Below are 12,223 nucleotides of genomic sequence, written 5' to 3' on the forward strand. Positions count from 1 at the left end.
TGGTTATATTACTTTATTTCCTTAACTTGATGCCTAATACCGATTGCAATAATTAACACGGTGTATTTATCCAGTCTCTATACATAATTGATTTTACTAAATCTACATTCTGAGCAAGTTGATTCCAAGCGTAACAAGCCATAGTGACAATATCTTCATATGCACCGTAACATTGGTTAGACAAGAAATGATTTTTGATCCACTCCCAAACTTGTTCCATTGCATTAAGTTCTGGTGCATAAGGCGGAAGCGGTATCAAAGTGATATTGCTTGGAACAGTTAGTTTTTTGGCTGTGTGCCAACCTGCATTATCCATTAGTAAAGCTATATGTCGGTTGCTTTGAGTAGTGAGAGAAAGGTCTTCTAAGAATTTATTCATTGCCCGTGTGTTGGCATATGGTAAAATTAATGCAAAAGATTCTCCCGTATCATGGCAAGCAGCTCCGTAAATGTATGTTGAAATGAATTGCTGTTGCCGAACTTTACGGGGTCTAGTGCCGCGTTTAGCCCATATACGAGTTAAGCTACCTTGTTGCCCAACTCGAGTTTCATCCTGAGACCATATATCAACGTTACATCTATCGATATTTTTTGGTAATAATTCTGTTAACATGTCTGGGAAGTTTTTTTATATGTATTTTGAGTCTCTTGATTTGACTTTGGATGCATTGAACGAGAAGTAATCCAGCTAAAACCAAGGCGATGCATAGTATTGTAGACTGTTTTTAAAGCGCATTTAGCGCCATATTCCTCAAGCAACATGTTATGTAGCTCCTTTGCGGTTATATACCCGCCAGTTTCACTTTCACTGAGCATATTGATTTTATCAAAAAGAGCAGATTCTTGTAGAGTGTTAATCTTCCTAGGAGCGCCGCTTCTTTGTGATTCAAATAAACCTTCAAAACCATGATTTCTAAATCTTCTGAGCCATGATTGCACGGTTTTCCAGTGCAACTTCACTATTGCAGATATGGCTTTAAAAGATTTGCCTAATTGAAGGTGATACATCGCCAATAAACGTATGCGATTCCGACCATGCGGCTCATGTTTCATCATTTTTATAAAATCATGATCATGAAAACCTAGCGGCAATATTAACTTAGCTATTTGAGTACCTTTTATCCGTTAAAAATCCATTTTAGGCCACCGCGTTAATTATTGCAATTGGTATAAGTTTCCGCGAACACTATCATGTAATAACTTACCTTATAATTAAATTTTATGAAATATAAAATATTGTCGCATGTCGAGTCTTTTTCGTTGTTATTAGCTACTTTAGAGTCTACTGCTGATGGTATATTGGTTGTAGACAATACCGGTAAAATTCTTGGCTATAATAAACGTTTTATAGATTTATGGCATATTCCTCCTGAAATTGAGCAACAAGAAAATGACGAGCCGGCTTTGAACTATGTGCTTAGCCAGCTTGTAGATCCTGTATCATTCGTAGAGAAGGTAAAAGAGCTATATCAAGATCTTACACAAGAAAGTTTTGATACTTTGTTATTTAAAGATGGTAGAATATTTGAACGCTACTCTATTCCACAGCAAATAGAAGGCAAGATTGTAGGTAGAGTGTGGAGCTTTCGTGATGTTACCGAAAAAGTTAAAGCCATAAGGCAATTAGAGCAATATAAAGAAAATCTCGAACATTTGGTTAATGAGCGCACACAAGAACTAGTGACAGCGTTAGATACTTTGAAACAAAATCAGTTGCAACTAATTCAATCTGAGAAAATGGCATCTTTAGGTCAGCTTATTACAGGAATTGCGCATGAGGTTAATACTCCGCTAGGAGCAATTATTGCTGGTATTGGAGAGATAGAAAAATATTGCAGTAGTTCTACGCAAGTTGATGTTGAGTTCCTAAACTTAGCTGAATCACAAAAAACTATTTACCGTGACTTATGCACGCAAATTTTATCATTTAATTATGTTGGTCAGTCTACTAAAGAGCGCCGCAGTGCTGCTAAACTAATTAGTGAAAAACTGGTTGCTAATGGTCTAGATCTGTCATCTACCTTAAGCAAAGATCTAGCAAGCATGGGTTTTACTGATCAGAATATGGATGGAGTGCTGTCACTCTTGAAGAATCCAAATGGTAATTATGTTATTGAGCTTTTGAAACAGTTTGGCATAAATTACTTGCATATTAAGAATATAAAAGTAGCTGGTAGTCGAATTTCTTCACTAGTCACTGCCCTACGCTCTTATTCTAGAGCAGATGCTGGAACGATCACCGAAACAGATATATGTAGTGATATAGATACTACCATTACTATCCTGCATAACAAATTAAAATATGGCATTAATGTTATTACTAATTATCAGCCACTGCCTAAATTTCTATGTAGAGCTGAACAATTAATTCAAGTTTGGACGAATATATTAAATAATGCTATTTATTCGATGAAAGGTAATGGTCAAATCATTATCACCACCTCGCTACAAGAAAATAACATTATTGTCGAATTTGAGGATGATGGCCCTGGTATCTCGCCTGAACTTATCTCAAGAATTTTCGAACCATATTTTACTACTAAGCCTAGAGGCGAAGGAATCGGTATAGGACTAACGATCTGTCAGAAAATTATTAAGACTCATAACGGCCAAATCACATTTACTAGTAGACCAGGCTCTACATGTTTTAAAATAATATTACCAGTTATAGCGTCGGTTACCACATAACTGACTCTAGCTATACACAACCAGACGAAACAGGATTTTGCAATGCAAGCTGATTATAAAAAATCTCAAAAAAAAGCCTATATTATCTGTGTAGATGATGAAAAGTTTGTTTTAGATAGTTTATTATCGCAGTTACAGAATAAATTTAAAGATAGTTATGAATATGAAATAGCTGAAAGCGGAGAAGAAGCATTAGAAATTATTAAAGACATTTATGAGGAAGGAAATATAGTAGCACTAATTATTACTGACCAATTAATGCCAAGAATGACTGGTGACGAGGTATTAATTAAAATTCATTCATTATATCCAAAACCAATAAAATTACTACTTACAGGACAAGCTACATTGGAATCGGCAATAAATGCTATTAACAATGCTAATCTATTCAGCTACTTACGCAAGCCTTGGGATGAAGAAGGTTTATTATTAGCTGTAGAAAAAGGGTTAACACAACATAGACTATTAGAAAATTTAGAGAATCAAGTAGCAACTTTTCGTAAATTTGTCCCTCGTCAATTTTTGGAAATGTTGTTAATTAAAGAATTTGACAATATTGAGCCTGAAATAGTGAAAAATCTTGAGCTCTCTATATTATTTTGTGATATTATTGGCTATTCGACATTATCAGAACTGTTAACTCCTGAGCAGATATTTAACCTTCTGAATCGTTATTTCAATAAGATTAACCCTATTATTGAGCACAATCAAGGATTTATAGATAAATTTCTTGGTGATGGCATAATAGCTTTATTTAAAGAACTACCTCAATATGCAGTGCAAGCAGGTATTGAAATACTTAAAATATTGGATGAATTTAATGAAGTTATAATTAAAGAGGGGTTGCAGCCAATAGTGGTAGGAATTGGGATCAATACTGGTCAAGTAGTATTGGGCACTTTAGGAACAAAAGATCGAATTGACGATACTGCGATAGGCGATGCGGTTAACGTAGCATCGCGCATTGAATCACTAAACCGTATTTATAATACTAAATTATTAATTACTGGTGATGTGCTTAGTAAATTACCAAGTACTGAGCAATTTAAAATACGTTTTATTGATAAAGTTAAAGTCATAGGTAAATCTAAAATCACTGAATTATACGAGGTCTTTGATGCAGATAGCTTAGATCAACAGTCATATAAGCTATCTATTCAGGTTCATATGGAAAAAGCTTGTCAATTATATCAAAGCAAAGATTTTTTTGCGGCACAAAAATTATTTGTCCAATGTCTGGAGCAAAAACCAAGTGACCAATTATTGCTCTTATATATCGAACGCTGTAAAAATTTTATAGCAAATGGCTGTCCGGAAGCGTGGGATGGAGCCACCATTTGTATGGTTAAATAAAATATAGCGTCGGTCAGTTAGGTGGTAACAGTCAAATTTGTCAAGATTGGGTTGTCGAAACAAAGTAATCTATGCGGAGTTTCATCACCTTAAAATTCAACTGTTACCACCTAACTGACTCTAGCTATATTAGAGTAGTAACCAATGATTGAATCAATAATATTATTTAAATGAAAATGACCTTCATTGGTAGTGGAGCTGCTTTTACCAGTAATAATTATCATTCTAATATACTTATTGAGTCTAATGATAAAAAGTTACTTATTGATTGTGGATCTGATGCTAGGTTTGCTTTGCGCGATTTAGGATATTCCTATAAAGATATTGATTCCATATATATAAGTCATATTCATGCTGATCATAGTGGTGGACTTGAATGGCTTGGTTTTTCTCGTAAATTTGATACCTCTTGTACTAAGCCTTATCTTATAGCTCATAAAAATATATTAAATAATCTATGGGAGCATTCCTTATCAGCAGGTATGAAAACTTTAGATACCGAAAGCGCCACTCTTGAAACATATTTTATTCCCCAATATTTAGATCACACAAGATGTTTTCAGTGGGAAAATATTAATTTTGAACTAGTTAAAACCGTGCATGTAAAAAATAATCATCATCTAGTAGATTCTTATGGTTTATTCTTTAAAGCTAATGATCAAAGAATATTCCTTACTACAGATACCAGGATGGCATTCGATCAATTCCTGACATACTATGAACAAAGTAATATTATTTTTCATGATTGTGAGACTCAAAATACTCCGAGCGCTGTGCATGCTCATTATGATGAATTGATTAAATTACCATTAAATATCAAAAGTAAAATGTGGCTATACCATTATAACTCAGGAACATTGCCAAATGCTCAAGATGATGGTTTTTTAGGATTTGTACAGAAAGGGCAAGCATTCCTATTTTAATTATACGTTATTCCTAGACTTCTTAGATGCACGTGTCAGACAGGCTCTAAGGACACATAGAAATGGATGCCGGGTAACTAAAGAATATAAAATGACATAAATTCAGCATAAAATGTACTAGTATTGCTGCAAAAATTCTACCAGTGCTATGATAAGTATAGCCGTAAAATATACCACAAACTGTAGCAAAAATTGCGTATAATGCCCCTCCTTTAATATGTGCCATCCCAAAAAATAATGAAGTTATGATAATTGGTACTATTGCTGGTAAGCGGTACTTGGCCAATAAAGATATAAAGTGGGTTTGAATTATACCACGAAAAAATACTTCTTCTGCAAAACAGACAAAAAATAAATTATTAATAGCCCAGATAATGAGGTACTTCGAGATCTTGAGGTCAATGGTTAAATAATTACCAAACATTGCTGGAGGAATAATTATTAGCAGACAAATACTTAATGGTTTAAAAGATTGCTTAATTGCAATTAGATCCAAAAATTTTTCCTGAAGTAATAATGGACTGGATATATATAAAATCAATGCCATTACTACCTTGTCAAAGTTTAGATACATCGAAAATGGACAAGATATTAAAGAAACACGTATTTTATTTAAAATTAAGAAATTATTAAATCCAGGTAACAAATGCTGAGAAAATAATACGCCATAGCTTATCATCATGGCCAATAGACCCCATTTTATTAACCTTATCTTGTCATGATGATGAAAATACAACCATGTAATAGTAGAGAAACTCATAACCATCATTAATCCAGTAAGAGTAACTATATGAGCATAGAACGCTACGGTATGAGCAACTATAATAAGAAACAATAATATTTTTACGTTTTTGCCGAATAATGATAAAATCACCGCTATTAATAAACAAGCATATGCAACTACCATTATAGCTTCCCCAGTTGAATTATGATACATCAATTTTGCAAGTCTCGGCTGTGCTCACGTAGTAATCTACGCTGCGCAGCCTCGCTTTGAAATTAACGTATCATAATTCAACTGGCTTTGCTATACTATTACCTTTTTATAAGTTCAGCTGCTGTGCCGAAAGAATCAGCAATATGACGAAAACGCGGAATATTAGATAGTTCTACTATGGATAAAAACATATTTATTAATTAATAAATCGATGACAAATACGAATTACTTTTTCGGTATGAGTATCTTCGACTAACACCAGCATTTTAATTTCAGAGATTTGTACTGCAAATATTGCTATTGATTCTTTGCTAATCGCTTCTAACATTGTTTGGATAAATAAATTATCATTTTTAATACCGAATCCTACTATTGATACAGTTGCGATATTTACATCAACAGCAAAATCAATAGTCAGCTTGTGTAATAACAGCTCTAATTTATTCTTATCACTTAATTGTATAATAAAACTATAATTTTCTCCGGCAGTTATATTTATCATTAATTCAATATGAATATTATTTTGTGCCAACTGCGCACAGATTACGCCGAAATCAACTTTAGGGCGGTATATAGTGAGTTTTAATAAATTCTTATTTGAAGTAATGCCGGTGATAGCTTTATGTTCCATTATTTTATCTCTTGCCGTAACTAAGGTGCCGCTAACATTATTAGCAAATGAAGATACTACTCTAATAGGTATATTGTATCTCATTGCTGTTTCGACACAACGAGGATGCAGTACTTTTGCTCCAGATGAAGATAATTCCAGCATAGCTTCAAAAGATATTTCTTTAAGCTTTTTGGCAGCAGGTACAATTCGCGGGTCTGCAGTAAATACTCCTTCAACATCTGTATAAATATCACAACGGTTGGCTTCCATACTTGCAGCAATTAAGCTAGCAGTTGTATCTGATCCTCCCCTACCTAAAGTAGTACATTTAAGCTCGGAGGTCATTCCCTGAAAGCCTGCAACCACCGGAACAATTCCATGTTGTAAGCACTGTTTTAATATATTATTATCGATTAATTCAACTGCAGCATGACCATAATTGTCGTTAGTCAAAATAGGCAATTGCCAAGCCAACACTGATCTTGACTTAATACCTGTAGTCTGTAAACATAATGCTAGTAATGCGGCCGTGACCATTTCACCACTACATAAAGCTGCGTCATATTCAGCCCAGTTAGCTGATGTGTCAAGAGCTGATACTTCACTACATAATGTAATTAATTGATTGGTGACTCCTGCCATTGCCGATACTACCACAATGAGTTGATTACCTTCAGTTAAAGCAGTATGAATTAACTGCGCCACTTTTTTAATTCTGTTAGTATCAGCAACTGATGTTCCTCCAAATTTTTGAACTATTAATTCCATAAAATTTTGTACGCAATGCCTACTATTCTGTTTCAAAATCGCTTAGTTCCAACATAAAATATTCATCAGCTGGCAATTGTTCTTTAGGAAAAAGTACGCTAACTCCAGCACCTAGAGCTTTATAATTTCTGCCTTTAGCAATTACTGTTCTAGTTCCTATAGGAATTTTACCATATAGAGCATGAGAAAAAATCATTGGATAATTAATATCACCAATTCTCATTTGAATTTTCTGTGATTTTGCAACAGTATCATATATCACCTTACCATTTGTCAATTTAGTAATTTTGGCATTAAATATTGCTCTATCACCGCAAATTAATGGTACTCGATAAGCAATTTCATCATCGAAAATTTTAACCTCACCAATTTTGGCAAAGTTATGTGGAAGAATCTCTTTTAGCGCCACGTTAATCTTATAAGTAGCATCCTGCTCTATACCGAGATTCTTGTATCGATCAGCCTGATAGGCGTATTTTGCTGGTATAATTGCATGACGAGTTTGGCCAACCATCATCCCAACTATAACATTATCAAGCCCAGCTATGACTGGTTGAGATCCCAAGGTAAGGGTTTTGGTTTGTTGGTCAATCATGTTATTGCTTAGATCTAGAATCTGATAGTTTACAGTAACAACATGTCCACAAGAAGCTGGACCTATTGTACCTTCACCGAAATCATTGATCTTAAACATTGATTTAATTAAATCAGCATTATTAACTTTAAATCCTTCGATCCCTGCTATTGGTTTGTTAACAGGTTGTAAAATATTTTCAAAAAACAACTTACCTTCTTCGGTTTTTAAAACATTAATTAGCACATTAGATACGGTTTTTTCAAGAAAATTTCCTGTTAGATTCTGGTTCTCTGTTGTTGATGCTGTGGTACTCTGTTGCTGAGTTTTTTCAGCATCCTGACTATCTGACTTATTATTAACTTTCATTTGAAAAATCATATATAAGACAGCGGCGGTAATTATTAAACTTAAAAACTTTTGCATGACTTAAGCCTCTTTGATTCACAGATATTTTGTAACCAGTATATAAAAATATGTACAAAAATATAGATAAAATAGCATGGGTCTAAATAGATCATTAGTTTTTTGGGCATTATTAGAGTCTTTGCTTTCTTTGCTTCTTCATATTTCTAAAATCATCAAATTTCATTAATTATTCTGTTAATATCATTAATAACAATAAGATATCTCTTGTAATTTAATGTATAATATGTTATTGAATATAATAATTAATCGTAAATATTTCTCAATTATTCTATCCGAGGCACTGTATGAGATCGAGCAACAAATTAAAATTCTTAAAGTATTTATTGGTAGCTACTTCTAGCTTAGCAAATTTAAGCGGAGAAGCTTATGCAGCAAATGGAGTTAGCGGAGGTAATTCGTTCCTAGGTAATAATGATTGGGGCTTAGGGCGTGGTTTACAAAATGGCGATAATGTGCGAATAGGTCAACATAATTCTACCCTAAGATACGATGGTGATACCAGAGACTTTACTTCTCAACTTTTTGTAGACGCTCCTAATAATAGAGCTATTCTTAACGTAAAAAACCAAGCTGTAGACTTAGGAAACTTAGATATTAATGGAAAAAATCAAACAACTATCAGATTGCATGCAATAGATCTATCGCATCAAGACATTATTGATAGCTCCGGACAAAATAAAAAAGTTGATATCAATTTTGTGAAGTTTAATTTTTTTGAAAACGACGGCTCTTTTACTGACGCTGCATCTAAATTTACAATTAATGGTAATGATATATCGGCTTTAGGTAATATATACTTTGGTAATGGAGCTAATACAGCCAATGGAATAATCAGATTTAATTCTGCTGTTACATATGAGGGGAGAATTTATAGCAACGCTACTCAAGGTTCTATACAAATTAATAATAATGTAGTTTTTAATAACAAAATTGGCTTTCAACCAAATGACATTAGAGGTACTATTGGTAGTCTATACGTAGAAGATAATAAACGTTTGACTATAAAATCAGATGTTGCAACTGCAGAAATATCTCTCGCTGGTGCTAATGCTCGATTAATTGTTGATTCTACTAATAACAATATAAATATATATGCTGGTATTAATAAAATAATCTATGCAGGAGATAATGAAGGTATTATAGAATTTATGGGCAATAGGAATATTGAGATTACAGATATTATTGGCGATCAAGATAATCGTTTGGCGCAAATTAGTACCGTAGGTAACACTAATATTACTTTTAAAGATGCAGTATTTGCTAAAAATATTGAAGTAAATGATGGAAATGTAATTTTTGAGAAAAACTTGGATATGTTTAGCCGCAATATGCAAAATATCATTATTGATAGAGGAACTTTAAATTTTGCTGGTGATGGTAGTATATCTCTAGGCAGTAGATTTGATGGCGACATTACTACTGCAGTAAATAATACAGGAACTATTAATATAGTCAAGAACACAGATTTTGTTGGTAATATAGGGGTTAATCTACAGAATTTAAAAGATATAGTTTTTAGAGGTGATCATAATTTATCACTAAGCAACAATGATTTATATGTCAATCGTATTAGAACCAAGAATAATAATCAAGGTACATTACAGTTAGCAGGTAATAGACATCTACAAAATCAGATAGCAAAACCTCTGAAACAGTTAAAATACATTCAATTTTCTACTGCAGATGCTAATATTCAATTATCAACTAGTAATATTCATGCTATTAACTTAAGCTTATTAGATGCTGGGCAAACCTTGACAGTTGATGATAATATCAATTTTGCGGGTAAGATAACAGGTCTTGGTACAGTAGATTTTGCTGGTAGAAGTACAGTAGCGCAGATTGGAGAAATAAACGCAAGAGTTGCACGAGTACGTGCAGGTACTGGCAATGTTATCTTTAATCAGCCAATTTATGCAAACATAGTTGAAATTAATGGTAATTCACCAGTACAAATTATTGATCGTACTTTATCAACTAATCATATTTTATTGAATCATCAGAACGCACAAGTTACTGTTGTTAACGGTTTTGCCGCTCCTGTAGCTATTCTAGCAGCTGCACCTGGTCATGGACGCGTAATTTTTGCAGCTAACGGTAATGTTGGTGCTATTGGCCAAAATGGTACTCCTGTAGGAATAGTGGAATTCCAAAATAATGCACAACATACTTTAAATAGTGATATTTATAGTAATAACATCATTTTTGATAATGGTGTTTTTGCTCCACAAAATCAGAATATTCAAATTGTGGTACCCCAAGGAAATATAATCAATATTCCAGCAGGATGGCAATATGTGCAAAATGCTTTGATTACAAACGCCAAAGCCCAACAATTAGCGCAACCACCAGTAAATCACAACCAACAACCAGAAGTAGTTGTTAATCTACTTCAGGAGCTAAGACAAAACGAGCAGAATGAACCGCAGCGGCTAGAGCTAGGAGTCAACAACAATCGGTCAGTACAGCAGCAAGAGCTAGAAGTAGTCGCTAATCAGCCTCAGGAGTTGGTTGTTAATGAGCAAAATCAACGAGAAAACAGGATAATAGATATAGAGCAACCAGTACCACAAATACGTTATACTCAAGTAGATGCGGAAGTACAACAGCAGCGTGTAGTGCAAATTAAAGAATCATTGATTCAAGCAACAAGTACTATAATAGACACAAGTTCTAATGTAGTAGTACACCAGGATACAGCTACCAAAACCTTGGTATCGCAGCTTACAGCACCAGTAATCCAAAATCATAAAAATGTTGAAGATACAATCAGGCAGCTAAATAGTATGGGAGTTACATTTAGTAAAGCAGAAGCAGAGATCGCAAAGCTAGATGCGCCAATAGGCACCAAAACTTCAGAACAACAGGCGCTATTATACGTAGTTGGTATGACAGCACTTTCACCAGACGAGCGTAAGACTACTATGAATAGAATGGAGGAAGCAGTACAGGCACAGATTAAGGTTGCTGAACAAGTTACAGAAACTATCCATCATACTATCGATAATAGGATGAATGAGTTAAATTTTAATCAACCTGAAATTATGGTTTCCAGTGGCGTTGGTGTTGCAGCTGGTGATGAGGCTAAACGCAAATTACAAGGTGTGTGGGCTAGAGGTATATATGGCGTAAGCAAACAGAGACCAGATAAAGGATCTGCTGGTTATAACGGCAATAGTGCTGGTGGTACTATCGGTGGTGATTTTGAATTAAACGAAAAAAATATAGTTGGTATTGCTTATAGTAATATTCGTTCTGGATTCAAGTATAAACAAAGTCGAGCTGGTGATAAAACTACTGGTAACAGCCATATTTTATCGCTATATGGTGCACATCAGTTAAATGATAATTTCTCACTAAAAACTATGTTAGCAGCAGGTATGAGTAAAATTACTACCAAGCGATTTATCATGGATAAAATAGCCACTGGCAAAGTTAAAAATAAAAGCTATAGCGCTGAAGCCTCACTCAATTATAAGATTATAGCGAATGAGAATTTGTATTTTATGCCTAATGTTGGTCTTAGATATGCTCATTACAGGGATGGTGCTTACTCTGAGCGTGGTGTTGGAGTATATAATGTCTCAGTCGCTGCAAAATCAAATAATACCTTAACTGCCATAACCGGTATTAACATGATGATGCCACAAAAACTATCGGAAGCTTTAGTAGTTGTACCATCGGTACATGTTGCGGTAGAAAGTTACTTACTCAATAAAAAACAGAAGGTAAAAGCAAAGCTAGCGTGGATGGACAGTTATTTTGAAAATAACGCAAGCCTTGGAGCTAAGTCAGCAAAGTTTAGTTATAATCTTGGTGGCGGAATAGTTGCTAAATATAATAATATAGAGGTTTCAGCAAATTATAATTGCAACCTTCGTAAAAAATACCAAAATCATCAAGGTACGGTTAAGCTAAAAATATTGTTCTAAACAGAC

General features: G+C 34.0%; 9 protein-coding genes. 4 read left to right on the forward strand and 5 right to left on the reverse strand.

Annotated features, from left to right (window positions below; genetic code table 11):
* Window positions 1-52 precede the first annotated feature (52 nt).
* Both R2I74_RS05940 and R2I74_RS05945 read right to left on the reverse strand, forming a co-directional pair.
* Window positions 53-613, reverse strand: coding sequence for an IS630 family transposase (locus R2I74_RS05940; RefSeq protein WP_316353004.1), 561 nt, complete (start codon window positions 611-613; stop codon window positions 53-55).
* Window positions 607-1,092 carry a helix-turn-helix domain-containing protein gene (locus R2I74_RS05945; protein ID WP_316353080.1) on the reverse strand — a complete coding sequence of 162 codons (486 nt, stop codon included), beginning with the start codon at window positions 1,090-1,092 and terminating at the stop codon, window positions 607-609. Before R2I74_RS05945 ends, R2I74_RS05940 begins: the two co-directional genes overlap by 7 nt.
* 129 nt (window positions 1,093-1,221) lie before the next feature.
* Here R2I74_RS05945 and R2I74_RS05950 point away from each other — a divergent pair, with 129 nt between their 5' ends.
* The 3 genes from R2I74_RS05950 to R2I74_RS05960 all read left to right on the forward strand — a co-directional run bounded on the left by R2I74_RS05950 (window position 1,222) and on the right by R2I74_RS05960 (window position 4,964).
* Window positions 1,222-2,688 carry a PAS domain-containing sensor histidine kinase gene (locus R2I74_RS05950; protein WP_316354533.1) on the forward strand — a complete coding sequence of 489 codons (1,467 nt, stop codon included), beginning with the start codon at window positions 1,222-1,224 and terminating at the stop codon, window positions 2,686-2,688.
* Window positions 2,689-2,730: 42 nt separating this feature from the next.
* Window positions 2,731-4,041, forward strand: a complete 1,311-nt coding sequence (locus R2I74_RS05955; protein ID WP_316354535.1) for an adenylate/guanylate cyclase domain-containing protein — start codon at window positions 2,731-2,733, stop codon at window positions 4,039-4,041.
* A gap of 176 nt (window positions 4,042-4,217) precedes the next feature.
* Complete coding sequence (locus R2I74_RS05960) at window positions 4,218-4,964, forward strand: MBL fold metallo-hydrolase (RefSeq protein WP_316354537.1); 747 nt, start codon at window positions 4,218-4,220, stop codon at window positions 4,962-4,964.
* Between the two features lie 46 nt (window positions 4,965-5,010).
* Here R2I74_RS05960 and R2I74_RS05965 read toward each other — a convergent pair whose 3' ends face one another.
* The 3 genes from R2I74_RS05965 to R2I74_RS05975 all read right to left on the reverse strand — a co-directional run bounded on the left by R2I74_RS05965 (window position 5,011) and on the right by R2I74_RS05975 (window position 8,282).
* A complete protein-coding gene (locus R2I74_RS05965) occupies window positions 5,011-5,901 on the reverse strand; it encodes a CPBP family intramembrane glutamic endopeptidase (RefSeq protein ID WP_316354539.1) in 891 nt (296 codons plus the stop codon).
* Window positions 5,902-6,097: 196 nt separating this feature from the next.
* Complete coding sequence (locus tag R2I74_RS05970; RefSeq protein ID WP_316355324.1) at window positions 6,098-7,282, reverse strand: aspartate kinase; 1,185 nt, start codon at window positions 7,280-7,282, stop codon at window positions 6,098-6,100.
* Window positions 7,283-7,304: 22 nt separating this feature from the next.
* Entirely contained in the window at window positions 7,305-8,282 is a 978-nt protein-coding gene (locus R2I74_RS05975) for an FKBP-type peptidyl-prolyl cis-trans isomerase (RefSeq protein ID WP_316354540.1), read from the reverse strand.
* Between the two features lie 287 nt (window positions 8,283-8,569).
* On the opposite strand from R2I74_RS05975, the gene R2I74_RS05980 reads away from it, so the two are divergent.
* Entirely contained in the window at window positions 8,570-12,217 is a 3,648-nt protein-coding gene (locus R2I74_RS05980) for an autotransporter outer membrane beta-barrel domain-containing protein (RefSeq protein WP_316354542.1), read from the forward strand.
* The last annotated feature ends 6 nt before the right edge of the window (window positions 12,218-12,223 follow it).

Source organism: Candidatus Trichorickettsia mobilis, assembly GCF_963422225.1.
Taxonomy (GTDB): Bacteria; Pseudomonadota; Alphaproteobacteria; order Rickettsiales; family Rickettsiaceae; genus Trichorickettsia; species Trichorickettsia mobilis_B.

Excerpts from the sequence above, each read along its gene's own strand:
- R2I74_RS05975 (WP_316354540.1), bottom strand. The coding sequence starts at position 8,282 with ATGCAAAAGTTTTTAAGTTTAATAATTACCGCCGCTGTCTTATATATG.
- R2I74_RS05960 (WP_316354537.1), top strand. The coding sequence starts at position 4,218 with ATGACCTTCATTGGTAGTGGAGCTGCTTTTACCAGTAATAATTATCAT.
- R2I74_RS05950 (WP_316354533.1), top strand. The coding sequence starts at position 1,222 with ATGAAATATAAAATATTGTCGCATGTCGAGTCTTTTTCGTTGTTATTA.
- R2I74_RS05940 (WP_316353004.1), bottom strand. The coding sequence starts at position 613 with ATGTTAACAGAATTATTACCAAAAAATATCGATAGATGTAACGTTGAT.
- R2I74_RS05965 (WP_316354539.1), bottom strand. The coding sequence starts at position 5,901 with ATGTATCATAATTCAACTGGGGAAGCTATAATGGTAGTTGCATATGCT.
- R2I74_RS05980 (WP_316354542.1), top strand. The coding sequence starts at position 8,570 with ATGAGATCGAGCAACAAATTAAAATTCTTAAAGTATTTATTGGTAGCT.
- R2I74_RS05970 (WP_316355324.1), bottom strand. The coding sequence starts at position 7,282 with ATGGAATTAATAGTTCAAAAATTTGGAGGAACATCAGTTGCTGATACT.
- R2I74_RS05955 (WP_316354535.1), top strand. The coding sequence starts at position 2,731 with ATGCAAGCTGATTATAAAAAATCTCAAAAAAAAGCCTATATTATCTGT.